This window comes from Micromonospora sp. NPDC047557 (genome assembly GCF_043205095.1).
Taxonomy (GTDB): domain Bacteria; phylum Actinomycetota; class Actinomycetes; order Mycobacteriales; family Micromonosporaceae; genus Micromonospora.
The window spans coordinates 1-25076 of record NZ_JBIDDK010000013.1; the positions used below are offsets into that span (position 1 = coordinate 1).

The following is a 25076-nucleotide window of genomic DNA, read 5'->3' on the forward strand; positions in this document are numbered from 1 at the left end:
AACGACCACGACTCGCTGGGCCTGTTCCAGCAGCGCCCCACCTCCGGTTGGGGCACCCCGGAGCAGATCACCAACCCCGAGTACTCCACCACCGCGTTCCTCAAGGGCCTCAAGCAGGTCGACGGCTGGCAGGACATGCCCCTGACCCAGGCCGCGCAGACCGTACAGGTCTCCGCGTACCCGGACGCCTACGCCCAGTGGGAGCAGCAGGCCACCGACCTCGTTGGCCAGCACTGGAACAGCTGACCCCCACCGCGCCATCCGACCGATGGCCGGCACCCGAGAACGGGTGCCGGCCATTGTCATGCCCGCGAGATCTTGGACAGTTTCCGTCAGCAGCTGACGGAAACTGTCCAAGATCGGAGGCGCGGGTGCGCCGCGCGAGGAAGGCCCCAGGTCAGACGCGGAAGCCGGCGGCGCGGGCCGCCTCGCGTTCCCGACGGCGTTCGGAGCGTCGCCGGAAGAACCAGTAGATGAAGACGACCAGGCCGACCAGGAAGGCGAGCACCAGCACCGGCAGGATGATCGCGACCAGGGAGACGATCACGCTTGTCGCGTCCTCGGCGGTGCTGGCGACCGGGGCGCCGAATCCGGCGGTGGTCGCGTTCACGACTGGCCGTGCGGCGGACTTGAGCAGATGTACGCCGAAGGCGAGCAGGACGCCGGTGGCCACGGGCACCCACTGGTGGGAGGTGAAGAAACTCCCCGGGTCGCTGACGGTCACGGTCTCCGAGGACGACCCGGCGCCGAAGGCGAGGCCGCCGGCGGTGGGCCGGACGACGGTCTGCACCAGGTCGTTGATGTGGTCGACCACCGGCACCTTGTCCGCCACCATCTCGACGGCGAGCAGGACGGCCAGGATGACGATGACCCAGCCGTTGCCGAGCCACGTCCAGCCGCTGGGCAGGTCGATCAGGTTGGTGTAACGACCGAGTAGACCGAGGATGAGCAGGGGTATGTAGGCGTTCAGCCCCGCTGAGGCGGCGAGGCCGGTGCCGGTGAGGACTTCGAACACGGTCTCAGCATCGCACCGACGCGCCAGTGCCGCTCGGTGGCGGTCGCCGGGTGCTCGGCTACCCTCGTCGGGTGCGGTTGGTCATTGCGAAGTGCTCGGTGGACTACGTCGGACGGCTCTCGGCTCACCTGCCGCCGGCCACCCGGCTGTTGATGGTGAAGGCGGACGGGTCGGTGTCCATCCATGCCGACGATCGTGCGTACAAGCCGCTGAACTGGATGAGCCCGCCGTGTCGGCTGGAGGAGGCCCCCGGCGTGTGGCGGGTGGTCAACAAGGCCGGCGAGGAGCTGCGGATCACCCTGGAGGAGGTCTTCCAGGACACCTCGTACGAGCTGGGTGTGGATCCCGGCCTGCGCAAGGACGGGGTCGAGGCGCACCTGCAGGAGTTGCTGGCGGCCAACCCGGGTGTGCTCGGCGAGGGGTACACGTTGGTGCGCCGCGAGTACATGACGGCGATCGGCCCGGTGGATCTGCTGTGCCGGGACGCCAACTCCGGCGCCGTCGCCGTCGAGATCAAGCGGCGTGGCGAGATCGACGGGGTGGAGCAGTTGACCCGCTATCTCGAACTGATGAACCGCGACCCGCTGCTCAGCCCGGTCACCGGGGTCTTCGCCGCTCAGGAGATCAAGCCGCAGGCCCGGGTGCTCGCCGCCGATCGGGGCATCCGGTGCGTGGTCGTCAACTACGACCGGCTGCGCGGCATCGAGAAGGACGAGCTGACCCTCTTCTGACCGCTCACGCCTCGGTTCGGACGGCGATCAGCGACTTCGGCAGGCCGGCCACCCGCTCGATGAGCATTCGCGAGTCGGGGAAGTAGTGGCGCATCTGCGAGCGGTCCAGCAGTTCGGTCCAGAGCACCTGGTGAATGGCGGCTTCGTGGCTGCGGGTCGGTTTGTGCCCGAGGGGCCAGCGGCGGGCGAGCGCGGTGCGCAGCCGGATCGGCAGGAACTGCATTCCGGGCGCGATCCAGTGCGGCTCGATGGGGAAGTAGCGGTAGGGCGTCTGCACCCAGTGGCGATCGGCCAGTGATCGGGCCGCGGCGGCGAACCGCAGCCGGCGTTCGTGCCCGCCGACGTGCTCCAGCACCGAGTTGGAGAAGACCAGGTCGTAGGCGCCGTTGGCGACGTGGGGTGGCAGGTCGCAGGCGTCGGCCTGTTCGACGTGGGCCCATTCCGGCACCGCGGTGGGCGGCTGTTCCAGGTTGACCACTGTGACCCGGGCCGGTCGGACGGTGGCGCGGTGCCAGGTGCCGAGCCGGCCGCCGAGGTCGACGACATGCATGTCGCCGATCTCGGGAAAGGTGCGCGCCAGCCAGTCCGAACGACGACGCCGCTGCCGTGCGCTCCACGACTTGTCACTGTCGACAAGGCGGTGGCGCAATCGATTGTGGCCCATTTAACGCAATGTACCGCCGCGACCACGATGCATAAACATGTGGATACGCTGATCAACGCCCAGATCGGTTATCCGACACTCATCTGCCGTACATCATCTTGATGGCCTTGATGAGGCGTGCCACATCGGTCGGGGTGCGTTCGAAGGTCATCGACGGCAGCAGCGATCGTGCCCGGCGGCGGGTGATGGCCTTGGCGCGGCCGAATTCGCGCAGGCCGTCCTCGCCGTGGATCCGCCCGAAGCCGGAGTCACCGACGCCACCGAACGGCAGCGTGGACATCCCGGCGAACGTCAGGGTGGAGTTGACCGAAGCCATCCCCGAGCGCAGGCGCCGCGCGATGGCCACCGCGCGCTGCCGGCCGAAGACCGAACCCCCCAGGCCGTACGACAGGGCGTTGGCGCGGGCGACGGCCTCGTCGGCGTCGCGGACCCGGCTGATGGTCAGCGTCGGGCCGAAGGTCTCCTCGCGGACGGCGGCCGACTCCTCCGGGACGTCCACCAGCACGGTCGGATGCACGTACGGAGGTTGCACCGCATCCGGGCCGCCGAGCACGGCGCGACCGCCGGAGCTGACCGCGGCGTCGATGTGGCGGCGGATCACCTCGATCTGGCCGGGCATGGTGATGGGGCCGATGTCGGCGCCCTCCGGGCCCACGGTCAGCCGGCCGGCGCGGGCGACGACCTTGTCGACGAACGCGTCGAAGACCGGGTCGACGGCGTAGACCCGCTCGATACCGATGCAGGTCTGGCCGGCGTTGGTCATGGCGCCCCAGACGCACGCCTCGGCGGCGGCGTCCAGGTTGGCGTCGCTGTCGACGATCATGGCGTCCTTGCCGCCGCCCTCGATCAGCACCGGGGTCAGCGTCTCGGCGCAGGCGGCCATCACCTTCCGGGCGGTCGCCGTGGAGCCGGTGAAGGCCACCTTGTCGACCCCGGACCGGCACAGCGCCGCGCCCACGTCACCGAGGCCGTGCACGGCGGTGAACACCTGCTGCTCGGGCACCACCTCGGCGAAGGTGTCCACCAGCCACTGGCCGACGGCGGGCGTGTACTCGCTCGGCTTGAACACCACGGCGTTGCCGGCGGCCAGGGCGTACGCGGCGGAGCCGATCGGGGTGAAGACCGGATAGTTCCACGGGCCGATCACACCGACCACGCCGTACGGCTGGTATTCGAGGTGACCGGAGAACTCGGCGAGGATGAGCCGCGACCGCACCCGACGCGGACCGAGCACCCGACCGGCGTTGCGCGCCGCCCAGTCGACGTGCTCGATCGCGGTGACGATCTCGACGATGGCGTCGGGGACCGGCTTGCCACCCTCGACGTGCACCAGCTCGGCGAGCTGCTCGATCCGCTGGGCGAGCAGCGCGCGCCAGCGCAGCAGCCGTTGCCGGCGGCCGGTGAAGCCCAGGCCGGCCCACCACTCGCCGGCGGCGCGGGCCCGGTCGACGGCCTGCCGCACGTCGGCATCGGTGGCGACGGGGAGGCGGCCCGCCTCGGCGCCGGTGGCGGGACTGGTGGAGACCAGTTGGTCCGCCTCGATGAGAGGGGTGCCGGGGACATGCACAGCCGTCATGGCGGAAGTCTAGACCCGAACATTACTCATCGGTAGGGCACGATTTCGGGTCGGCCGGACGGGAGTCGCCTCGGCCCGCCCGCTCGTTGATCAGTGCAGGTCAGGCGCTGGGTGTCGGAAGCCGGCCGCCCGAATCGTCGAACGGCGGGTGGCCGGGAGGTGACGAGGAGCTGACCGGCCGGTCGGTATTGACGATTACCGTCTGATGGCAGGCTGACGCGCGGAGTAACGGTGTGGGGTGGAGGGCTGACTGTCCATGGAGGAACATCCGGAACTGCTGCCGCTGTTGACGGTCGCTGGTGGGCCGATGCGCGGAGCGAGCTTTCGCCTTCGGGTCGAGCCGCAGGTGATCGGTCGGGCACCGACCGGTCACGTGGTCATCAACGACCCGCACCTGAGCCGCCGGCACGCCGAGGTGTGGCTGGCCCCGGAGGGTGCCTCGCTGCGTGACCTGGGCTCGACCAACGGCACCTGGCTCAACGACCGCCGGATCACCGAGGTGGAACGCCTCTCCGACGGCGACGTGATCCGGCTCGGTCGGACCGAGCTGCGCCTGTTCGACCCGGGGGTCGCCCACACGGATCCGGTCGGGCTCAGCTTCGGCCCGGCCCGGCGGGACATCCGCCCGACGCTGCCCCTGCCGTTGGCCAGCCCGCCCAGCGGCCGCCGCTGACCCGCGGCGAAGGCCCCCGCCGGGGTGTGGGCGGCGGTTCGCCACACTCCGGCGGTGCCGCCGGGTGGCTGTCCAGCACCTGGACCGGCGGACGACGGCGTGGCAGCATGCCGCGGATGGAGAGCGAGCAGCGGGTCGTGACGGCGAACGGCATCACCCAGGCGGTACGGGTGGCCGGCCCGCCGGACGGGACTCCGGTGCTGCTGATCCACGGCAACTGCTCGTCCTCGCTGTTCTGGGAACCGTTGCTCCGGCGGCTGCCGCCGACGCTGCGGGTCGTGGCCCCCGACCTACGGGGGTACGGCGACTCCGCGACCGCTGGAGTGAACGCCACGCGGGGCCTGCGGGACTTCGCCGACGACATCGCCGCCCTGCTGGACGACCCGACGCTCTTCGCCAGCGCCAGCGGCCTGCCCGTGGTGGTCGGGCACTCCCTGGGCGGGGGAGTGGCGATGCGGTTGCTGGTCGACCATCCGCACCGGGTGGGCGCGCTGCTGCTGGCCGCGCCGGTGTCGCCGTACGGCTTCGGTGGCACGCGCGACCTGACCGGCACGCCGACCACCCCCGACTTCGCCGGTACCGGCGCCGGCACGGCCAACCCCGACTTCGTCGCACGGCTGGCCGCGGGTGATCGCGACGCCGACGCGCCGGCCAGCCCGCGCGCGGTGCTGCGCGCCACCTACGTGGCCGATCCCGCCTCGCTGGGCGTCGACGAGGAGCTGCTGCTGGACAGCGTGCTGTCCACGGCGACCGGTGACGACAACTACCCCGGTACGGCGGTGCCCTCGGCGAACTGGCCGGGCACCGCGCCGGGGGAGCGCGGCGTGCTCAACGCGCTCGCCCCGACCTGGTTCCGGATCGCCGACGAGCTGGTGGCCGTCAAACCCAAGCCGCCGGTCACCTGGGTACGCGGGGACGCCGACGTGATCGTGTCGGACACGTCGCTGTTCGACCTGGCGTACCTGGGTTCGCTGGGTGTCGTGCCCGGCTGGCCGGGCGAGGAGTCCTGCCCGCCGCAGCCGATGGTCGGCCAGACCCGTGCGGTGCTGGAGCGGTACGCGGCGGCCGGCGGCGCGTACCGCGAGGTGGTGTTGCCCGGCTGCGGGCACAGCCCGCACCTGGAACGCCCGGCGGAGTTCGTCGCCGAGCTGCTCGCGCTGACCGGCGTGCCGGCCGTCTAGCGGCCCGTCGCGCCGTGGGTGAAATATGCCACGGCGTCTCGACAACCGAGCGTCACGTGGCAGACTCGCGCGCATAACCTTAGCGGCCGTTCAGTGGCCGTGCGGAGTGTCTGGGGAGGCCGATCGTGGCGCGCGAGTTCAGCACCGTGGGTGTGGTGGGGCTGGGCACCATGGGTGCCGGCATCGTCGAGGTCTTCGCCCGCAACGGCATCGACGTGCTCGCGGTGGAGATCTCCGAGTCGGCGCTGGAGCGTGGCCGGGCCACCCTCACCGGCTCCACCGATCGCGCCGTGGCCAAGGGCAAGCTCGCCGAGGCGGACCGGGACGCGCTGCACGAGCGGGTCCGCTTCGCGGTGGGGCTGGACGCCCTGCACTCCGTGGACCTGGTGATCGAGGCGGTTCCCGAGCACCTGGACCTCAAGCAGCGGATCTTCGCGGAGCTGGACCGGGTCTGCCGGCCGGACACCATTCTCGCCACCAACACCTCGTCGTTGAGCGTCACCGAGATCTCGGTCGCCACCACCCGGCCCAACCAGGTGATCGGCATCCACTTCTTCAACCCGGCGCCGGTGATGAAGCTGGTCGAGGTGGTCCGCACCGTCGTCACGGCGCCCGAGGTGGTCGCCGACGTCGAGGCGTTGTGCGCCCGGCTGGGCAAGGTCGACGTCACCATCAACGACCGGGCCGGCTTCATCGCCAACGCGCTGCTCTTCGGCTATCTCAACCACGCGGTCGGCATGTTCGAGTCGCACTACGCGACCCGGGAGGACATCGACGCGGCGATGAAGCTCGGCTGCGGCCTGCCGATGGGCCCGCTGGCGCTGATGGACCTGATCGGCCTGGACACCGCGTACGAGATCCTGGACACGATGTACCGCCGCGGCGGGCGGGACCGCCGGCACGCCCCCGTGCCGCTGCTCAAGCAGATGGTGACGGCGGGGCTGCTCGGCCGGAAGTCCGGTCGGGGTTTCTACACCTACCAGCGGCCGGGCTCCCCGGTCGTCGTACCGGACGAGGCGACGCCGCCGGCCACGGAGGCCGCGCTCGCCGACGGCGCGCGCGCCATCGCGAAGGTCGGTGTCGTCGGCTCCGGGACGATGGCCACCGGGATCATCGAGGTGTTCGCGAAGGCCGGCTACGAGGTCGTCTCGGTGACCCGGGGCGCGGAGAAGTCCGCGGCGGTCTGCGAGGCCGTGAAGACCTCGCTGAACAAGGGCGTGGTGCGCGGCAAGCTCGCCGAGGCCGACCGGGACGCCGCGCTCGGCCGGATCAGCTGGTCGGCCACGCTCGACCACCTCGCCGACGTCGACCTGGTGGTCGAGGCGGTCGTCGAGGAGTTGAGCGTGAAGAAGGCGCTCTTCGCCAGCCTCGACGAGATCTGCAAGCCGGGCGTGGTGCTGGCCACCACCACCTCGTCCCTGCCGGTGATCGACGTGGCGATGGCCACCCAGCGGCCGGCCGACGTGGTGGGCCTGCACTTCTTCAACCCGGCGCCGGTCATGCCGCTGGTCGAGGTGGTCCGGACCATCCGTACCTCCCCGGAGGCCACCGCCACCGCACGGGCGGTCTGCGCCGCGCTGGGCAAGACCGGCGTGGTCTGCGGCGACCGGTCCGGGTTCATCGTCAACGCGCTGCTCTTCCCGTACCTGAACGACGCGGTGAAGATGCTGGAGGCCAGCTACTCCACCGCCGACGACATCGACCACGCCATGAAGCTGGGCTGCGGCTACCCGATGGGCCCGTTCGAGCTGCTCGACGTGGTGGGGCTGGACGTCTCGCTGGCCATCCAGCGGGAGCTGTACCTGGAGCTGCGCGAGCCGGGCTTCGCGCCCGCGCCGCTGCTGGAGCACCTGGTCACGGCCGGCTACCTGGGCCGCAAGACCCGCCGCGGCTTCCGCGACCACTCGCACCGCTGACCGGGTCAACGCCGGAGGGACCGGGCCGCGTCTACCGGATGTGACCTTCGAGGAGTACGTCTCCAGCCGCGGCCCAGCGCTCGTGCGGCTGGCGCGGTTGCTCACCGGTGACGAGCACCGGGCCGAGGACCTCACCCAGGAGGTGCTGTCCCGGGCGTACGTGCACTGGCGCAGGATCGCCCGAGCCGACCGGCCCGACGTGTACGTACGCCGCATGCTCGTCAACGCCAACAACTCCTGGTGGCGTCGCCGGTCCAGCCGTGAGCTGGTCGTCGACACGGTCGTCGACCGGCCGCAGCGGGGCGACCTGGATGGCGAGGTGGCCGACCGGGACGAGATGTGGCGGCTGATCCTCGCCCTGCCCGACCGTCAGCGGGCCGTGCTGGTGCTGCGCTACTACGAGGACCTCGACGACGCGACGATCGCCCAGATCCTGGATTGCTCGCCGGTCACCGTCCGCACCCATGCGATGCGGGCGTTCGCGAACCTCCGGGAGCGCTGCGGCGTCCCGACCAAGAACGGGAGCCGGCCGTGATCGACCTCGACGAACAAATCGCCCAGACTCTGCGAGAGCGTGCCGAGGGCGACGTGGACACCAACCGGCTGCTGCGGGCGTCCCGCGCTCGCGGCCGCCGCCGGCAACTGCACCGCCGGGTCGCCGCCGGCACCGCATTGACCCTGGTCGGGGCGCTCGGCGTGGTGGGCGTGACCGGGGCGGGCCTCGACGGGCTGACCGGCCGCCTGCCCTGGACCGCCACCACGCCGACCGGAGCCGCGCCGGTGCCACCCCGGGTCGACGGGGTGCCCGGGGCCGCCGACCCGGCGCTGGTCGGCAGCGACCCGAACGTGCTGCACTTCGGCCTCGACCCGGCCCGGGCCCGCTACCTGGGCTGGTCGGTCGTCCGGGGCAACGCAGAGACGGTACGGCTCAGCGTGCGGGACGACCAACCGGTGCATGTCGAGGTGAGCCGTACGACTGACTTGTCCAGCAGCGTCTCGTTCGGCAACGTCCAGGTCGACGTGGCCGGGCCGGGGCCCCAGACCTTCGACGGCACGATCCACCCGACGACCGATGGCGCGAGTGGCATGGTCACGTCGTGGCGTCCCGCGCCGGGTCTGTACGCCCGTGCCGTCATCCTGGGCGGGGACCGCGCCGGGCTGGAGCAGGCGGTCCGGGCGCTGCGCTGGAACGAGGCGCGGTCGTGCGCCGTGCCGCTGCGGCTCGGCAGCCTGCCCGACGGCGCACCGATCACCTCCTGCTCGGTCGACGTCAGCTCATACCCGCGACTGGTCACCTCGGACTTCACCCTTGCGCGGGCGGCGACCCAGGTCATGTTCGTGAACTACCGCTACGCGAGCGGGGCCGGCACCCGTACCGAGGGGAACCGGACCATCGCTGGCCGGCCCGCGAATCTCTCCGCGGACGGGACGACACTGGATCTGTTCGGCATCCGCAAGACGGTGGTGAGCGTGAACTTCGGCTGGCAGTGGGACGGCCAGCGGCCGACCGGCGTCGAGCCGGGCGCGACGAGCGGTTTCACCGAGGCGGACGCGACGACAGTGCTGGCGGGAGCGCGGGTCGTCGAGGACCCGACGCGGCCAGAGAGCTGGAAGTGATCGCAGCCGTCGGACGGACCGCCCCGGGGGCTGGTCCGTCCGGCGGACCGTACGCTTGGTGACTGTGAGCCCTCGTCGCAATCGCCCTCGTCGGGACGAGAACGCCAACCTGGACGCCGACCGCGTCCGGCAGGGTGTCGCCTCGGTGCAGCAGTGGACCGACGGCGCCTGGCAGGTACGCGGCATCGGGGCGGGCGCGTCGGTCAAGACGTACCGCTGCCCCGGTTGCGACCAGGAGATCCGACCCGGGGTGGCGCACCTCGTGGCCTGGCCCGCCGACGGCCTGGGTGATCTGACCGACCGCCGGCACTGGCACAGCGGCTGCTGGCGTGCCCGGGAGCGGCGCGGCCCGGCGGTGCAGCGCGGCCGGGGCACGCCGCGCTACTGAGCGAGCGACCTGGATCACCCTCTTCGTGCCTGGGCGGGCGGCGGCGGCGAGTTCGCGACAGACTTGAGCGGTGAGCACAGCGATCCGCGCGTCGTCGATCCTGCCCGGCCGCCGGGAGGACATCGAGCTGCACACCGCCGACGGTCTGCGGCTGGTCGGCGAACTGGCCCTGCCGGCCGACCGGCCCCCGGTGGCCACCCTCGTCTGCCTGCACCCGCTGCCCACCCACGGCGGAATGATGGACAGCCACGTGTTCCGCAAGGCTGCGTGGCGGCTGCCCGCGCTGGCCGACGCGGCCGTGCTGCGGTTCAACACCCGGGGCACGAGCAGTGTGCGCGGCACCAGCGAGGGGGCCTTCGACGGCGCGGTGGGTGAGCGCTACGACGTGGCCGCCGCCATCGAGTACGCGGAGTTCGCCGAACTGCCCAACATCTGGCTGGTCGGCTGGTCGTTCGGCACCGACCTGGCCCTGAAGTACGGGTGCGACCCGGCGGTGGCCGGAGCGATCCTGCTCTCGCCGCCGCTGCGGTTCTCGGCCCCGGACGATTTGGCGACCTGGGCCGATTCGGGTCGGCCGCTGGTGGCGCTGGTGCCCGAGTTCGACGACTACCTGCGCCCGGCCGAGGCGCGGGAGCGGTTCGCGGCGGTGCCGCAGGCCGAGGTGGTCGGGGTGCCCGGCGCGAAGCACCTCTGGGTCGGCGACGCGGAGACCGTGCTCGACGAGATCGTCAAGCGGGTCAACCCAGCGGTCGAGGTGCCGCTGCCGACGACCTGGGACGGACCGATGAAGGCCGGCGACGTCAGCGCGTACGCCGACCGGACGGTGGCCGCCTTCGCGGACACGCCCGTCCCCGGGCCGGCCGACTGACTCCTCAACTCCGCTCCTGGCGGGGGAGCACCACCTCGCGCAGGATCAGTTGTAGCGCGGCCACCGTGGGGATGGCGATCAGCGCGCCCACCACGCCCAGCAGCGCCACCCCGAGCAGCGCGGCCAGCAGGGCGGCGACCTCGTTGACCTCCACCGAACGCCGCATCACCTTCGGGTAGATGAGGTAGTTCTCGATCTGCTGGTAGATCAGGAAGAAGACCGCGCAGGCGATGCCGGTGGGCAGGTCGGCGGCGAAGCCGACCAGGCTCACGATCACCGCGCCCAGGGTCGCGCCGATCTGCGGGATCAGGTCGGTCACCGCGACGACCACGGCCAGCGCGAACGGGTACGGCAGCCCGACGATCAGCGCGAAGACGAAGGTGGTCGCGCCGGCCAGCACGGCGATGCTCAGCGCGCCGACCATGTAGGCGCCGACCTTCGCCAGGATCTCGTCGCCGATCAGCTGCACCCGCTCCCGCCGCGACCGGGGCACCACCGAGTAGCCCAGCGAGCGCAGCCGGTTGAAGTAGGCCAGGAAGTAGATGGTCAGCACCAGCACGGTCAACGTCCGGAACACCGTGCCGAAGATCAGTTGGGCGCCGCCGAGCACCCCGCCGAGCGCCCGGCCGACGGTGTCCGCGTTGGCCGCGCCCTGCACCCGCTCCACCACGTCGTACCGCTCCACCAGGTCATTGACCGTCGGATTGCGGCGCAACTCGTCGAGCAGGCTCGGGATCTGGTCGATGAACTGCCCGGACTGCGTCACGATCGGCGGGACCAGCGCCACCACGCCCCCGCAGAGCAGCAGCACCACGGTCAACGCCACCACCGTCACCGCCAGGCCGTGGGGCACACCCCAGGTGCGTAGCCGCACCACCGCCGGGTTGAGGCCCACCGCGAGAAAGAGCGCGATCACCACCAGCACGAGGATGCCGCCGGCATTGCGAATCCCCAGATAGAGGGTGTACGCCAGCAGCACGCCCAGCGCGCCCGTGAAGCCGACCAGGAAGCTGCTGCGTCGCAGTGGACGCCCCGGCGTGCCGAACTTCCCGGACGGGACGGCAGGCGGCTCCTCCGGGTCGATCCCCGGGGCGGGAACCGGCACCGGCGGTGGCGTCTCGGGCTCGGTCGGCGGGGGAGCGGGAGCGGGAGCGGCGTCCGGATCGTTGGCCGACGGGTTATGCTGCGGCACCAGAACCTCCGGGTCACTCCGTGGGACGCCAGGAGCGTAGCCACCTCATGGTCGCGGTCGACCACGAGCCCGTCAATCTGCTATTCGCCCCGACCGAGGCGCAGATCTTGGACAGTTTCCGTCTGCGCTGGACGGTAACTGTCCAAGATCTCGAAGTTCGGGTGGGCGGGCGCCCGTCAGTCCTTCTCGATCGTGACCTTGCTGGGCTTGGCGCTGCGCTCGTCGGTGGTCGGCTTGCTGGGGCGCTTGCCGTTCTCACCGGTGCTGGTGATCTTCGTCGGCTTGGCGCCCCGGCCACCCTCGCCCGGAACGGCCGCCACGGTCGGTTCGCCGTCCACCCCGGCGCTGGCCGCGCCGCCGTCGACAGTGGTCACCGGCTCGGCCACCGGGCGGGCCGTGGACTGCTCGGACTCGCCGGCCGCGGCGGCGTTCGCCGGCTGCCGGGCGTCGTCGGGCTCGGTCGTGCGGCCGTTCGCCGAGCCCGCGCCGACAGGCGCACCAGCGTCGTCGGGCTCGGTCGTGAGGGCGTTCGCCGTGCCGGCGCCGACCGGCGCACCGGCGCCGACCGGCGCACCGGCGCCGACCGGCGCACCGGCGCCGACCGGCGCACCGGCGCCGACCGGGGCACCGGCGTCGTCGTCACCGATACCCGACCCGGTCGCGGCATCGCCGCCTGCCGGCGCCGTCACGGCCGTCGGGTCGGGGCGGTCGTTCGTGGCCGGTGCGGTCGGGCCGTCGATCGGGCCGGTGGTGCTGCGCAGCCGCACCTCGGCCATCTGCCGCTCCAGCTCGTCGGACTCCTGCCGCGCCTTCCAGGTCTCCTGCCGCAGGTCGGCGAGCTGCTGCTGGGCCTGCGCGATCTCCAACATCACGTGGGCGAGCTGCTGCCGGCCGGCGGCCGCCTCCTGCTGCGTCGCGGCCAGGTGCTGCTGCGTGGTCGCCAGGTGCTGCTGGGTCGTGGCCGCGTACTCCTCGAACTGGCGGCGCGAGGCCGCGACGTGCTCGTCGGCCTTGCGGCGCTTGTCACCCGCCTCGGTCTCGGCGCGGCTCAACAGCTCGGCCGCCTCCGTCTCGGCGCGCTGGCGCAGGGCCGACGCGTCCCGCTCGGCCGCCTGACGGATCGCATCGGCGCCCTGCTCGATCTCGTTCTTGCGGGCGGTGTACTCGGTCTCCAGCTCGTTCTTGCGGGCCGTGTACTCGGTCTCCAGCTCGGCGCTGCGCGCAGCCCAACCCGACTCCAGCTCCTGCTGGCGGTTGGCGAACGTGGACTCCAGCTCCTGCTTGCGGGACTCGTGCTGCTTGTCCAGCTCGTCGCGTCGCTTGGCGAACTCCTGCTCGGCGGTGGACCGTCGCTGGGCCAGCTCGCGGTCGGCCGCCTCGCGCCGCGAGTTGACCTCCTGCTCCACGCCGGCTCGCCAGGCGCCCAGCTCCTGCTGGGTCTGCGCCCGGGACTGCTGCACGTACGCCTCGGTCTCGCTGCGCATCCGCTGCACGTACGCCTCGGTCTCGGACCGACTGCGCTTGGCCGACTCGGACGCCTGCGTGGTCAGCCGCTCGGCCTCCTGCTGGGCCTTGGCGCGGGTGGCGCGGCCGGCCATCGACGCGTCGTCGATGATCTGCTTGGCCTCCTGCTGGGCCTTGGCGTGGGTCGCCCGGCCCGCCTCGGTCGCCGTGTCGGTGAGCCGCTTGGCCTCCTGCTGGGCCTTGGCGTGCACCTCCTTGGCCGCCTCGCGCAGCTCGCCGGCCTCCTGCCGGGCGGTGGTCAGCGCCTCGCGGGCCGCCTCGCGCAGCTTGGTGGCCTCCTGCTGTGCCCGGGTGTGGATCTCCTTGGCGGTGTCCCGCAGCTGGGTGGCCTCCTGCTGGGCCTTGGCCAGCTCGTCCTGCGCCGTCTTGCGCAGCTTCGCCGACTCGTCCTTGGCCGACCGCAGGGTCGCGTCCGCCTCGGCGCGGCGCGAGGCGCTGTGCCGCTCCTCCTCCTGGCGCCGGGCGGCGAGAGCGATCTCGAAGTCCTTCAACGCCCGCGCGGCCTGCTCGCGGGCCTCCTCGATGATGTGCTCGGCGGTGGCGCGACGGGCGTCGATCTCCTCGTTGGCCGCCGACAGGATCTGCTCGGCCTGCTCCTCGGCGAGGGTGAGGATCGACTCGACGCGCGGGCCCAGGTGCCGGAAGGAGGCCCGGTCCACCACGTTCATCTGCTTGCGGACCTGGGTCAGATCCCGTTGCAGAACCTCGACCTGGCCGGCGAGCTTGTGGATCTGTGTATAGGCCTGTTCCCGTTCGGCGGCGAGGGTCGCGATCTCGTGCTCGGCACGCGCGACGTACCGGTCAACCTGTTTCTTCTCGTACCCCCGCAGAGCGGACTCGAAGCTGGGCTCCGTGGTCACATCCCCGCCGAGAGCGAACAGTTCCTCGCCGTGCGACATGCCCCCATCCTCACACGCATCGCCCCCTGCTGGGGCGATACGGACGCCCCTTGTGGGACCTACTTCACTCCGTGGCGAGGGTGCCACACCAAGGGTTGGGAAACGCACACGGCGCGAGGTCACACCGGTCACCCGGTGTCACCTCGCGCCGTCGATGCCCCGACCTGACGCCTCGCGTCAGCCGGCGGTCTCCGCGGTCACCCGCTCCTGCCCGCCGTCGGTCTTCTTCGCCTCCGGCTTGGCCGCCGGGGCGGCCGCCGCCGGCACGCCGGGCACGATGCCGGCGAGCCCGGAGAGCATCTGACCGAGCTGCGAGGTGACCGCGTCCTTCTGCCGGGTGAGGTCCTCGACCTCGCGGCGGGCGGCCTGCGTGGTCAGCTCGGCCTCGGTGCGCGCCTCGGTGAGCAGGCGCTGCGACTCGGCCTTGGCCTCGTTGAGCGTCTTCTCGGAGTGCGCCTTGGCCTTGTCGATCGTCTCGGCGGCGTTGCGCTCCGACTCGACCCGGCGGGCCTCGGCGCGCTGCTCGATCTCCTTGGCGCGCTCCTGCGCGGCCCGGGCGCGCTGCTCGGCCTCGCTGACCATCTTCTGGGTCTGCGCGACCTGGGCGGCGTGCCGCTCGGACTCCTCGCGCTCGGCCTTCTCGCGCCGCTCGGCCAGCTGCAGCTCCAGGGCTTGGAGGTCCTTGTCGCGCTTGTCCCGCGCGTCGGTGAGCAGCTTGGTGGCCTCGGCGCGCTTCTCCTCGGCCTCGCGCGCGGCCTTGGCCCGCTGCTGGGTGATCTCCCGCTCGGCGGTGGCCCGGAGGGTGGCCACCTCCCGCTCCACGGTCGACTTCAGCTCGGCCACCTCGTGCGCCGTCACCGTACGCAGCTGCTTGGTCTCGCGGTCGGCGTCGGCGCGCAGCGTGTCGGCCTCGCGGCGGGCCTGCACCCGGACCTCGGCGGCCTCGCGCTCGGCGGCGGTGCGCAGGTTGCCGGCCTCGCGCTCGGCGCTGGCCTTCATCGCGGCGGCCTCGGCGCGGGCCTTGTCCGTGATTTCCCGGGCCTCGAGGCGGGCGGCGGAGAGGATGCCCTCGGACTCGCGCTTGGCCTCGTTGCGGTGGTCGTTGGCCTGCTCCTCGGCGAGCCGGAGGATCTGCTCGACGCGGGTGCCGAGCCCGGAGAGGGTGGGCCGGCTGTTCTCTTCGAGCTGCTTGTTCGTGTCGGTGAGCTTCTGCTCAAGCGCACTCATGCGCTGCTCGGCCTGGCGGAGGCGACGCTGGGCGTCGTTCATCCGCTGTTCAGCCTCGGCACGGGCCTGCTCGGACTGGGTCAGCGCGGCGGTCATCCGGCCGATGAAGTCATCGACCTGGTGAGTGTTGTATCCGCGCAGGCCAACGGTGAAATCTGGCTGCGAGTTCGCGTTATCGAAGAACGCGAGAGGGGAGGACTGCTGCTGGGGCATTGGGACATACTGGCAGACGCCCCAGGGTGCTTCGCAAGAGCGGTGCGGAGCTTTCGTGTCCTCATTACATGGTCAACTGACCTGGCCGCCGAGGCCGGACCATTGGGCGATCTTGGCAGGTCCCGGGCGGGACGGGCGCCACGCAGCGTGACACGAAAAAGGGCCACGGGTGCGCCCCGTGGCCCTTTGTTCGATCCGGATGGGTTCCCGCTAATGGGGGTGGAAGAACAATGGCCGATCAGCGCATTGGCCACCGGCCGCTCATCCGTCCGGCCGGTGGCCCGCTCAGTGCCCTCGGAACCGGTTGATCGCTTCCTCGTGCCGGGCCCGCAACTCCCCGTCACGGACGCCCAACCCGTCGGCGGGCGCGAGGCAGCGCACCCCGACCTTGCCCTGGTGCGCGTTGCGGTGCACCTCGTACGCGGCCTGACCGGTCTGCTCCAACGGGTAGGTGCGCGACACCGTCGGGTGCACCTTGCCGAGCGCGACCAGGCGGTTGGCCTGCCACGCCTCGTGGTAGTTGGCGAAGTGGCTGCCCACGATCCGCTTCAGGTGCATCCACAGGTAGCGGTTGTCGTACTGGTGCTGGAACCCGCTCGTGGACGCGCAGGTGACGATGGTGCCGCCCTTCTTGGCGACGTAGACGCTGGCGCCGAACGTCTCCCGGCCGGGGTGCTCGAAGACGATGTCCGGGTCCTCGCCGCCGGTCAGCTCGCGGATCCGCTCGCCGAAGCGCCGCCACTCGTCCTGGTCCTGGGTCTGCTCGTCCTTCCAGAACCGGAAGCCCTCGGCGGCCCGGTCGATGACCAGCTCCGCGCCCATGCTGCGGCACAGCTCCGCCTTCTCGGGCGAGGAGACGACGCAGACCGGGATCGCGCCACCGTTGAGGGCCATCTGGGTGGCGTACCCGCCGAGGCCGCCGGAGGCGCCCCAGATCAGCACCACGTCACCCTGCTTCATGTTGGCGCCGTGGTGCGAGACGAGCTGCCGGTACGCGGTGGAGTTGACCAGCCCGGGGCTGGCCGCCTCCTCCCAGCTCAGGTGCCGCGGCTTGGGCATCAGCTGGTTTGCCTTGACCACGGCCAGCTCGGCCAGGCCGCCGAAGTTGGTCTCGAAGCCCCAGATTCGCTGCTGCGGGTCGAGCATGGTGTCGTCGTGGCCGGCGGCGTCCTCCAGCTCGACGGAGAGGCAGTGCGCGACGACCTCGTCGCCGGCCGCCCACCGGGTCACCCCCGGGCCGGTACGCAGCACCACGCCGGCCGCGTCCGAGCCGACCACGTGGTACGGCAGGTCGTGCCGGCGGGTCAGCTCGGAGACCCGGCCGTAGCGCTGGAGGAACTTGAAGGTGGACACCGGCTCGAAGATGCTGGTCCACACCGTGTTGTAGTTGATCGCGCTCGCCATCACCGCGATCAGCGCCTCGCCCGGCGCCAGCTCCGGCGTCGGCACCTCCTGCACGTGCAACGCCTTGCGTGGGTCCTTGTCCCGGGTGGCCATGCCGTCGAACATCCGGGCCTCCTCGGCGCGGACGACCACGCCTCGGTAACTCTCCGGCACGGGCAGTCCGGCGACGCCCGCCAGCTCGCGGTCCGGATCGTTCGATTCCTCCGCCGCCATGATCGCTTCGAGGATGTCCTGCACGGTGACCTCCGGTTCGTCCCCGCACCCGCACGGGCCGGGTGCTGCCATCGTCGGGGCCGGTGGACACGACCACCATGTCGGCATTCGACACATCCGGCCCCGGTCGCGCTCCTGTGGGCCGGGACGTTACTGAACGGTAGCTAGGGCGGGAAGTCCTCTGTGAAAAACTGCATCCACCAATGCGTGAAGGTGCCCGGCCGCCCCGCCAACCACGCACAGACGTGCGCGCCCACCCCCTGACCCACCCCACGCCCCACCCACGACGAACCCCCGGTGATCAAGAGGTTTGCGTCATCTGCGGACCGCGGATTGACGCAAACCTCTTGATCACCAGGGGCGGGCGGGTCGGTGGGCCGGGGTGGGCGGAGGTGGGGTTAGTGGGTGGGGGCGGGTTCCACCAGTTCGATCAGGACGCCGCCGGCGTCCTTGGGGTGCACGAAGTTGATCCGGCTGTCGGCGGTGCCACGGCGCGGGGCGTCGTAGAGCAGGCGCAAGCCCCGCTCGCGCAGCGCCGCGCAGGCCACGTCGATGTCCGCCACGGTGTACGCGACCTGCTGCACGCCCGGCCCGTTGCGGTCGAGGAACTTCGCGATCGTCGAATCCGGGGTGAGCGGGGCCAGCAGTTGGACGCAGCCGCCCTCGGCGGTCGGCCCGACGGCCAGCATCGCTTCCCGTACGCCCTGCTCGGCGTTGGTCTCGGTGTGTACGCAGCGCATCCCGAAGGTCCGCTGGTAGAAGTCGATCGCGGCATCCAGGTCGGCGACGGCGATGCCGACGTGGTCAATCTTGCGAAGCCCGATGTCTGTGACGTAGTCCGCACCGGGCTCGACGGGGGAGTTCTCAGCCATGGCGCTAGTCTGGCCGAACAATCGTTAAGGCGTACAGCTCGGCACCCCCCTCGGAGGCAGGCATGGCTTCGGTGATCGTCAGCGGCGCGCGGACCCCGATGGGGCGGCTGCTGGGCAACCTCAAGGACCTTCCGGCCACCAAGCTCGGCGGAATCGCCATCAAGGCAGCCCTGGAGCGGGCCGGCGTCAGCCCGGACCAGGTCCAGTACGTGATCATGGGCCAGGTGCTCCAGGCGGGCGCCGGGCAGATCCCGGCCCGGCAGGCGGCGGTCGAGGCCGGCGTGCCGATGTCGGTGCCGGCGCTGACCATCAACAAGGTCTGCCTCTCCGGCCTGGACGCGATCGCCCTGGCCGACCAGCTCATCCGGGCCGGCGAGTTCGACATCGTGGTGGCCGGCGGCATGGAGTCGATGACCAACGCCCCGCACCTGCTGATGGGCCAGCGCAGCGGCTACAAGTACGGCGACGTGGTGGTCAAGGACCACATGGCGCACGACGGGCTCAGCGACGCCTGGGACTGCTGCTCCATGGGCGAGTCGACCGAGCGGCTCGGGACGAAGCACGGCATCTCCCGCGAGGAGCAGGACGCCTTCGCCGCGGCCAGCCACCAGCGGGCCGCCGCCGCGCAGAAGAACGGCCACTTCGCCGAGGAGATCACCCCGGTGCTGATCCCGCAGCGCAAGGGTGACCCGCTGGTGATCAGCGACGACGAGGGCATCCGCCCGGACACCACAGTCGAGTCGCTGGCCAAGCTGCGTCCCGCCTTCGCCAAGGACGGCACGATCACCGCCGGCAGTTCCTCGCCGATCTCCGACGGCGCCGCCGCCGTGGTCGTCATGAGCAAGGCCAAGGCCAACGAGCTGGGGCTGACCTGGCTGGCCGAGATCGGTGCGCACGGCAACGTCGCCGGCCCGGACAACTCCCTGCACTCGCAGCCGTCCAACGCGATCAACCACGCCCTGAAGAAGGGCGGCCTGAGCGTGGAGGACCTGGACCTCATCGAGATCAACGAGGCGTTCGCGCAGGTCGGCATCCAGTCCACCCGCGACCTGGGCATCAGCCCCGACAAGGTCAACGTCAACGGCGGCGCGATCGCGCTGGGCCACCCGATCGGCATGTCCGGTGCGCGTCTCGTCCTCACCCTCGCCCTGGAGCTGAAGCGGCGCGGCGGCGGCACCGGCGCGGCCGCTCTCTGCGGCGGCGGCGGTCAGGGTGACGCGCTGATCATCCACGTGCCGGGAAGCGCAGCGGCTGCACAGTGAGCGATGCGATCGAGGGCGTCCCGGCGGCGGCCACCACCACATCCGTGCGCCGCAGCCGGGACGTGCCGCTGCTGGTCGAGCGGGCCCGCACCGGTGACCCCCGTGCGGTGGCCCGCCTGATCACCCTGGTGGAGAACGGCGACAGCCTGCTGCCGGCGATCGCCGCCGCGTTGGCGCCGTACGCCGGGCAGGCCCAGGTCGTCGGGCTCACCGGCTCGCCGGGGGTGGGCAAGTCCACCACCACCAACGAGCTGGTCCGCGCGCTGCGGGCACGTGGGCACCGGGTCGGCGTGCTGGCGGTCGACCCGTCCAGCCCGTTCACCGGCGGGGCGATCCTCGGCGACCGGGTGCGTATGCAGGACCACGCCACCGATCCGGGCGTCTACATCCGGTCGATGTCCAGCCGGGGGCACCTCGGCGGGCTGGCCGCGGCGACACCGCAGGCGGTCCGCGTGCTGGAGGGCGCCGGCTGTGACGTGGTGCTGGTGGAGACCGTCGGCGTGGGGCAGGCCGAGGTGGAGGTCGCCTCGCTGGCCGACACCACGCTCGTGCTGCTCGCCCCCGGCATGGGTGACGCGATCCAGGCGGTCAAGGCCGGCATCCTGGAGATCGCCGACGTGTTCGTGGTCAACAAGGCCGACCGGGACGGCGTCGACGCCACCGTCCGCGACATCCAGGGCATGATCGCCCTGGGTGAGCGCGGCCCGGGGCAGTGGCGACCCCAGGTGGTCCGGGCGGTCGCGGCCCGGGGCGAGGGCATCGACGACATCGCCGCTGCCATCGACAAGCACCGGGGCTGGCTGGTCGAGCACGGCGAGCTGCGCCGCCGCCAGGAGGCGCGGGCCGCCGCCGAGATCGAGGCCATCGCGCTCGGCGCCCTCCGCGCCAGGATCGGCTCACTGCGCGACGGTACGGAGCTGAGCACGCTCGCCGCCACGGTGGCCGAGGGTGGCCTCGACCCGTACGCGGCGGCGGACACCCTGCTCGCCCAGCTCGCCCGCTGACCGTCCACGCCGGACAGCCCTGCGCTGCCCGACCCTTGTAGGCTCGCACCGCCCCACGGCGGTGGGGTCGGCGTGAGGAGCAGGGGAGTGGGCATGGATCACGAGGCGACCCAGGAGCTGAGCGCGGCGACGGCGCCGGCCGGCGGCACGACGCAGGTCGCCGACGAGGTGATCGAGAAGATCGCCGTCGCGGCGGCTCGCGCGGTGCCCGGGGTTGCCGAGCTGGGCGGCGACGTCGCCCGGTTCTTCAACTCCGTCCTCGACCGGGTCGGGCTGGACCAGGTGGGCGACGCCCGGCGGGGCTGCTCGGCACATGTGACCGGCGACGCCGCCGTGGTCAACCTGGTGCTGGTGATCGAGGCCGGTCAGCCGGTGCCGGAGATCACCGGGCAGGTGCGGGCTCGGGTCACCGAGGCCGTCGAGGCGTACGGGCTGCGGGTCGACGAGGTCAACATCCGGGTCGACGACGTGGCGATGGGCGCTTCCGCCGCTCCCACGTTCTGACCTGGTTACTCGTCGGTACGAGCTTACTTAGCGATCGTTCAGGCGAGGGCTCTACACTCGACGTGCAGTCGAGGAACCGAGGAGGAGCCCTGCGCATGGACGCCGACGAGATCGACGCCGGAAGGGCACGCTGGCAGGCCCGGTACGACTCCGCGCGCAAGCGGGACGCCGACTTCACCACGCTCTCCGGGATGCCGGTGGAGCCGGTCTACGGGCCGCCGGAGGGCAGCGCGTACCCGGGCTTCGAGCGGATCGGCTGGCCGGGCGAGTACCCGTACACCCGGGGTCTTCATCCGACCGGCTACCGCGGGCGGACCTGGACGATCCGGCAGTTCGCCGGCTTCGGCAACGCCCAGCAGACCAACGAGCGGTACAAGATGATCCTCGGCGCGGGCGGTGGCGGCCTGTCGGTCGCGTTCGACATGCCGACGCTGATGGGCCGCGACTCGGACGACCCGCAGGCGCTCGGCGAGGTCGGCCACTGCGGCGTCGCCATCGACACCGCCACCGACATGCAGGCGCTCTTCGACGGCATCGACCTGGCCGACGTCACCACCTCGATGACCATCTCCGGCCCGGCCGTGCCGGTGTTCTGCATGTACCTCGTCGCCGCCGAGCGGCAGGGCGCCGACCTGTCCAAGCTGGACGGCACGTTGCAGACCGACATCTTCAAGGAGTACATCGCGCAGAAGGAGTGGCTCTTCGACCCCGAGCCGCACCTGCGCCTGATCGGCGACCTGATGGAGTACTGCGCGCGGGAGATTCCGCGCTACAAGCCGCTGTCGGTCTCCGGCTACCACATCCGCGAGGCCGGCTCGACCGCCGCGCAGGAACTGGCGTACACCCTGGCCGACGGCTTCGGCTACGTGGAGCTGGGCCTCTCGCGCGGCCTGGACGTGAACGTCTTCGCGCCGGGGCTGAGCTTCTTCTTCGACTCGCACCTCGACTTCTTCGAGGAGATCGCCAAGTTCCGCGCCGCCCGCCGGATCTGGGCCCGCTGGCTGCGCGACGTCTACGGCGCGACCAGCGAGAAGGCCCTCTGGCTGCGATTCCACACGCAGACCGCCGGGGTGTCGCTGACTGCCCAGCAGCCGGTCAACAACGTCGTACGCACCGCCGTCGAGGCCCTCGCGGCGGTGCTCGGCGGAACGAACTCGCTGCACACCAACGCGCTGGACGAGACCCTGGCGCTGCCCACCGACGAGTCCGCCGAGATCGCCCTGCGTACCCAGCAGGTGCTGATGGAGGAGACCGGGGTGGTCAACGTGGCCGACCCGCTCGGCGGCTCCTGGTACGTCGAGGCGCTGACCGACAAGATCGAGGCCGAGGCGGAGGAGATCTTCGCCCGGATCCGGCAGCTCGGCGGCGACGGGCCGCACCAGATCGGCCCGATGACCTCCGGCATCCTGCGCGGTATCGAGGACGGCTGGTTCACCGGGCACATCGCCGAGTCGGCATTCGTCTACCAGCAGGCCCTGGAGAAGGGCGACAAGAAGATCGTCGGCGTCAACTGCCACACCGGCACGGTCGCCAAGGAGCTGGAGATCCTGCGCATCTCGCACGAGGTGGAGCTGGAGCAGCGCCGGGTGCTCGCCGAGCGCAAGGCCGGACGGGACGACGCCGCGGTCAAGGCCGCGGTCGCCCGGATGGTCGAGGCCAGCCGCACGGACGAGAACATGATCCCCGCCATGCTCGACGCGGTCCGCGCCGAAGCGACCCTGGGCGAGATCTGCGACGCCCTCCGGGCCGAGTGGGGCACCTACCGCGAACCCGCCCGTTTCTGACCCATACCACCACCCCCGTCGATCGCGCGGTCGCTGCCGGACGGACACCCCGTCCCGGCGGCAGAACTGCCCGATCGCCGGGGGTGGAATGGGGCGTGAGAGTTGCAACGTCGGAGTTGTGGGTGAGCCGGGATTCCGGGCTCGCGTGCGAGACTAGGTAACCATGAGCGACCCACGGATCACCTCGTCGATCTTCACCCGCGGCGCGGTCGACCTCAGCACGCTGCGCGGCCCCGCACCAGCCAGTACCCGCCCCGGCACACCCCCGCAGGGCGGCCCGTCCGCCGGCGTGCCCGGCGCGCAGACCGCCGGCGGCAACGCCGCCATCGTCGACGTCACCGAGGCGACCATCCAGGCCGATGTGCTCGAACGGTCGATGGCCATGCCCGTCATCGTCTTCTTCGGTGCGGCCGGCTTCCCGGAGAGCGACGAGTTCGCCCCGGTGCTGGAGCGGCTGGCCGCCGAGAGCGGTGGCACCTGGGTGCTCGCCCGCGTCGACGTGCAGGAAAACCCGCGGATCGCCCAGATGTTCCGGGTCCAGGGCATCCCCATGGTCTACGCGGTCGTCGGCGGCCAGCCGATCGACGCCTTCTCCGGTGTGGTGCCCGAGGCCCAGCTCCGCCAGTGGATCCAGGCGGTGCTCAAGGCCGGTGGCGTGGCCGTCGCCGAACCGGAGGACCCGCGCCTCGACGAGGCCGACGACGCGCTCATGAGCGGCGACCTGGACGCCGCCGAGCAGGCGTACCGCAAGATCCTCGCCGACGCCCCGGCGGACGCCGCGGCCACGGCGGGCCTGGCCCAGGTCGGCGTGGCCCGCCGGGTGGCCGGCGCCGACCCGGCCACCGCGCTCGCCGCCGCCGAGAGCGCCCCCGACGACGTGGCGGCCCAGCTGCTGGCCGCCGACATCGAGGTGCTCAGCGGCCTGGCCGAGCAGGCGTACGCCCGGCTCGTCGGCCTGGTCCGGCGGACCGCCGGTGAGGACCGCGAGGCGGTCCGCCAGCACCTGGTGTCGCTGTTCTCCATCGCCGGCCCGGACGACCCGGCGGTCGCCTCGGCCCGACGGGCCCTGGCCAGCGCCCTGTTCTGAGTTCGCCGCACGGATCGTGAGTTCGTAGTACGCCAGCGCGGGCCGGCGTTTCGCCGGCCCGCCCGACCACCGAGGACGGGAGCTCATGATGCGCCGGATCGCCGTCCTCGACGCGCCGACAAATCTCGGCCTGCGACCGCCGACGTCCACCTCCGTGCCGGGCTGCGCCAAGGCGCCCGGCGCGTTGCGCGACCACGACCTGCTGGCCCGGCTGCGGGCCCGCGACGCCGGCTGCGTCACCCCACCCCGGTACGACCCCGGCGATTGGCGGCCCGGTGACGGCGTGTGCCACGCCCGGGAGATCGCCGACTACTCCCTCGCCCTCGCCGAGCGGGTCGGCTCGATCATCGACCGGGGTGAGTTCCCGGTGGTGCTGGGCGGTGACTGCTCCGTGCTGCTCGGCTCCGCGCTGGCCATGCACCGCCTCGGTGAGGCGGTCGGCGGGCGGATCGGGCTGGTCTTCGTCGACGGGCACTCCGACTTCCGGCACCCCGGCAACGCCTCCTACGTCGGCGCGGCCGCCGGGGAGGATCTGGCCCTCGTCACCGGGCGCGGGCAGGCCGACCTGGCTGCGCTGGAGGGTCGTCGACCCTACTTCCGCGACATCGACGTGGTGGTGCTCGGCATCCGGGCGCAGGACGAGTACCGCCTCGACCTCCAGGCCGCGGGCATCACCACCCGTCCGGTGCCGGCGCTGCGCGCCGAGGGCGCCGCCCGGACGGCCCAGTGGGCGCACGAGCAGCTCGCCGACTGCGCGGGCTACTGGGTGCACATCGACGTGGACGTGCTCGACCCGGCGGTGATGCCGGCCGTGGACGCCCCCGACCCCGGGGGCATCGCCTTCGCCGAGCTGGAGATCCTGCTCGCCGGCCTGGTCGACACCCCACACTGCCTCGGCGTCGAGCTGACCGTCTTCGACCCCGACTACGACCCGGACGGCTCGTACGCCGCCGAGATCGTCAACACCGTGGTCGCCGGTCTGGCCCCGGTCACCGCCCCGGAGGCGGTGCCACCCCGACTGCTGTCGCCCCGGCCCACGCCCTCTCCGCGGCGCGGCAACGGCCGGGCCGCGAGCGCCAGCGAGCGGTTCGCCGGGCTCGATGGGCTCGATCGTGCCGCGCGCCTCGCCGGGCGCGACGGCCCCGATCGGGTCGACGAGCGCGGCGGCGACGACCTTTCCGATGGCGACGCCTCCGGGAGCCAGCCCTCGGGCGTCGGGTCTGCCGGCGTCGGTCCCGCCGGCGTCCGTTCGTCGCTCGGCG

21 protein-coding genes and 2 pseudogenes are annotated in these 25076 nt (G+C 71.9%); 15 read left to right on the forward strand and 8 right to left on the reverse strand.

Features of this window, described 5'->3' with window-relative positions; translation table 11 throughout:
* Window positions 1-246: pseudogene (locus tag ACGGAQ_RS25210) on the forward strand (hypothetical protein); the annotation flags it as partial.
* A gap of 151 nt (window positions 247-397) precedes the next feature.
* On the opposite strand, the gene ACGGAQ_RS25215 reads toward ACGGAQ_RS25210, so the two are convergent.
* Window positions 398-1015 carry a DUF4126 domain-containing protein gene (locus ACGGAQ_RS25215; protein WP_393052994.1) on the reverse strand — a complete coding sequence of 206 codons (618 nt, stop codon included), beginning with the start codon at window positions 1013-1015 and terminating at the stop codon, window positions 398-400.
* Between the two features lie 71 nt (window positions 1016-1086).
* Here ACGGAQ_RS25215 and nucS point away from each other — a divergent pair, with 71 nt between their 5' ends.
* On the forward strand, window positions 1087-1746 hold the full coding sequence (nucS, locus tag ACGGAQ_RS25220) for an endonuclease NucS (RefSeq protein ID WP_039908963.1): 660 nt from the start codon (window positions 1087-1089) through the stop codon (window positions 1744-1746).
* 4 nt (window positions 1747-1750) lie between these two features.
* Here nucS and ACGGAQ_RS25225 read toward each other — a convergent pair whose 3' ends face one another.
* Together ACGGAQ_RS25225 and ACGGAQ_RS25230 are read right to left on the reverse strand one after the other, a co-directional pair.
* Window positions 1751-2410: a methyltransferase domain-containing protein gene (locus ACGGAQ_RS25225; RefSeq protein ID WP_393052997.1), complete on the reverse strand. Its 660-nt coding sequence runs from the start codon at window positions 2408-2410 to the stop codon at window positions 1751-1753.
* A 79-nt stretch (window positions 2411-2489) separates the two neighbouring features.
* On the reverse strand, window positions 2490-3986 hold the full coding sequence (locus ACGGAQ_RS25230) for an aldehyde dehydrogenase family protein (protein WP_393053000.1): 1497 nt from the start codon (window positions 3984-3986) through the stop codon (window positions 2490-2492).
* Window positions 3987-4242: 256 nt separating this feature from the next.
* On the opposite strand from ACGGAQ_RS25230, the gene ACGGAQ_RS25235 reads away from it, so the two are divergent.
* The 7 genes from ACGGAQ_RS25235 (at window position 4243) to ACGGAQ_RS25265 (ending at window position 10629) form a co-directional block, all read left to right on the forward strand.
* Entirely contained in the window at window positions 4243-4659 is a 417-nt protein-coding gene (locus ACGGAQ_RS25235) for an FHA domain-containing protein (RefSeq protein ID WP_393053003.1), read from the forward strand.
* Window positions 4660-4766: 107 nt separating this feature from the next.
* Window positions 4767-5840 (forward strand): alpha/beta fold hydrolase, encoded by a 1074-nt coding sequence (locus ACGGAQ_RS25240; protein ID WP_393053006.1) that lies wholly within the window; start codon window positions 4767-4769, stop codon window positions 5838-5840.
* A 125-nt stretch (window positions 5841-5965) separates the two neighbouring features.
* On the forward strand, window positions 5966-7756 hold the full coding sequence (locus ACGGAQ_RS25245) for a 3-hydroxyacyl-CoA dehydrogenase family protein (RefSeq protein WP_393053009.1): 1791 nt from the start codon (window positions 5966-5968) through the stop codon (window positions 7754-7756).
* 40 nt (window positions 7757-7796) lie between these two features.
* Window positions 7797-8291 (forward strand): SigE family RNA polymerase sigma factor, encoded by a 495-nt coding sequence (locus ACGGAQ_RS25250; protein WP_393053012.1) that lies wholly within the window; start codon window positions 7797-7799, stop codon window positions 8289-8291.
* Window positions 8288-9373 carry a hypothetical protein gene (locus ACGGAQ_RS25255; RefSeq protein ID WP_393053015.1) on the forward strand — a complete coding sequence of 362 codons (1086 nt, stop codon included), beginning with the start codon at window positions 8288-8290 and terminating at the stop codon, window positions 9371-9373. The genes ACGGAQ_RS25250 and ACGGAQ_RS25255 overlap by 4 nt, the downstream gene beginning before the upstream one ends.
* Window positions 9374-9437: 64 nt before the next feature.
* Entirely contained in the window at window positions 9438-9761 is a 324-nt protein-coding gene (locus ACGGAQ_RS25260; RefSeq protein ID WP_231640156.1) for a hypothetical protein, read from the forward strand.
* A gap of 70 nt (window positions 9762-9831) precedes the next feature.
* Entirely contained in the window at window positions 9832-10629 is a 798-nt protein-coding gene (locus tag ACGGAQ_RS25265) for an alpha/beta hydrolase (protein ID WP_393053018.1), read from the forward strand.
* Window positions 10630-10633: 4 nt separating this feature from the next.
* Here ACGGAQ_RS25265 and ACGGAQ_RS25270 read toward each other — a convergent pair whose 3' ends face one another.
* The 5 genes from ACGGAQ_RS25270 to mce all read right to left on the reverse strand — a co-directional run bounded on the left by ACGGAQ_RS25270 (window position 10634) and on the right by mce (window position 18173).
* Window positions 10634-11713, reverse strand: a complete 1080-nt coding sequence (locus ACGGAQ_RS25270) for an AI-2E family transporter (RefSeq protein WP_393053382.1) — start codon at window positions 11711-11713, stop codon at window positions 10634-10636.
* 284 nt (window positions 11714-11997) lie between these two features.
* Complete coding sequence (locus ACGGAQ_RS25275; protein ID WP_393053021.1) at window positions 11998-14244, reverse strand: hypothetical protein; 2247 nt, start codon at window positions 14242-14244, stop codon at window positions 11998-12000.
* Window positions 14245-14421: 177 nt separating this feature from the next.
* Complete coding sequence (locus ACGGAQ_RS25280) at window positions 14422-15684, reverse strand: cell division protein DivIVA (protein WP_393053023.1); 1263 nt, start codon at window positions 15682-15684, stop codon at window positions 14422-14424.
* Window positions 15685-15969: 285 nt separating this feature from the next.
* Window positions 15970-17325: a crotonyl-CoA carboxylase/reductase gene (ccrA, locus tag ACGGAQ_RS25285; protein ID WP_393053025.1), complete on the reverse strand. Its 1356-nt coding sequence runs from the start codon at window positions 17323-17325 to the stop codon at window positions 15970-15972.
* A gap of 374 nt (window positions 17326-17699) precedes the next feature.
* Complete coding sequence (gene mce / locus ACGGAQ_RS25290; RefSeq protein ID WP_393053027.1) at window positions 17700-18173, reverse strand: methylmalonyl-CoA epimerase; 474 nt, start codon at window positions 18171-18173, stop codon at window positions 17700-17702.
* A 62-nt stretch (window positions 18174-18235) separates the two neighbouring features.
* Between mce and ACGGAQ_RS25295 the strand changes: the two genes are divergently transcribed.
* The 6 genes and pseudogenes from ACGGAQ_RS25295 to ACGGAQ_RS25320 form a co-directional block, all read left to right on the forward strand.
* Entirely contained in the window at window positions 18236-19435 is a 1200-nt protein-coding gene (locus ACGGAQ_RS25295) for an acetyl-CoA C-acetyltransferase (RefSeq protein WP_393053029.1), read from the forward strand.
* Window positions 19432-20439, forward strand: coding sequence for a methylmalonyl Co-A mutase-associated GTPase MeaB (gene meaB / locus ACGGAQ_RS25300; RefSeq protein ID WP_393053031.1), 1008 nt, complete (start codon window positions 19432-19434; stop codon window positions 20437-20439). Before ACGGAQ_RS25295 ends, meaB begins: the two co-directional genes overlap by 4 nt.
* Window positions 20440-20532: 93 nt before the next feature.
* Entirely contained in the window at window positions 20533-20943 is a 411-nt protein-coding gene (locus tag ACGGAQ_RS25305) for an Asp23/Gls24 family envelope stress response protein (protein ID WP_393053033.1), read from the forward strand.
* 95 nt (window positions 20944-21038) lie between these two features.
* Window positions 21039-22727, forward strand: coding sequence for a methylmalonyl-CoA mutase (locus ACGGAQ_RS25310; RefSeq protein WP_393053036.1), 1689 nt, complete (start codon window positions 21039-21041; stop codon window positions 22725-22727).
* Window positions 22728-22890: 163 nt separating this feature from the next.
* Window positions 22891-23814, forward strand: a complete 924-nt coding sequence (locus ACGGAQ_RS25315) for a tetratricopeptide repeat protein (RefSeq protein WP_393053040.1) — start codon at window positions 22891-22893, stop codon at window positions 23812-23814.
* An 85-nt stretch (window positions 23815-23899) separates the two neighbouring features.
* A pseudogene (locus ACGGAQ_RS25320) lies at window positions 23900-24954 on the forward strand (arginase family protein); the annotation flags it as partial.
* Window positions 24955-25076: the final 122 nt, after the last annotated feature.

Excerpts from the sequence above, each read along its gene's own strand:
- ACGGAQ_RS25230 (WP_393053000.1), bottom strand. The coding sequence starts at position 3,986 with ATGACGGCTGTGCATGTCCCCGGCACCCCTCTCATCGAGGCGGACCAA.
- ACGGAQ_RS25240 (WP_393053006.1), top strand. The coding sequence starts at position 4,767 with ATGCCGCGGATGGAGAGCGAGCAGCGGGTCGTGACGGCGAACGGCATC.
- ACGGAQ_RS25225 (WP_393052997.1), bottom strand. The coding sequence starts at position 2,410 with ATGGGCCACAATCGATTGCGCCACCGCCTTGTCGACAGTGACAAGTCG.
- ACGGAQ_RS25315 (WP_393053040.1), top strand. The coding sequence starts at position 22,891 with ATGAGCGACCCACGGATCACCTCGTCGATCTTCACCCGCGGCGCGGTC.
- ACGGAQ_RS25310 (WP_393053036.1), top strand. The coding sequence starts at position 21,039 with ATGGACGCCGACGAGATCGACGCCGGAAGGGCACGCTGGCAGGCCCGG.
- ACGGAQ_RS25280 (WP_393053023.1), bottom strand. The coding sequence starts at position 15,684 with ATGCCCCAGCAGCAGTCCTCCCCTCTCGCGTTCTTCGATAACGCGAAC.
- mce (WP_393053027.1), bottom strand. The coding sequence starts at position 18,173 with ATGGCTGAGAACTCCCCCGTCGAGCCCGGTGCGGACTACGTCACAGAC.
- ACGGAQ_RS25305 (WP_393053033.1), top strand. The coding sequence starts at position 20,533 with ATGGATCACGAGGCGACCCAGGAGCTGAGCGCGGCGACGGCGCCGGCC.
- ACGGAQ_RS25295 (WP_393053029.1), top strand. The coding sequence starts at position 18,236 with ATGGCTTCGGTGATCGTCAGCGGCGCGCGGACCCCGATGGGGCGGCTG.
- ACGGAQ_RS25275 (WP_393053021.1), bottom strand. The coding sequence starts at position 14,244 with ATGTCGCACGGCGAGGAACTGTTCGCTCTCGGCGGGGATGTGACCACG.
- ACGGAQ_RS25235 (WP_393053003.1), top strand. The coding sequence starts at position 4,243 with ATGGAGGAACATCCGGAACTGCTGCCGCTGTTGACGGTCGCTGGTGGG.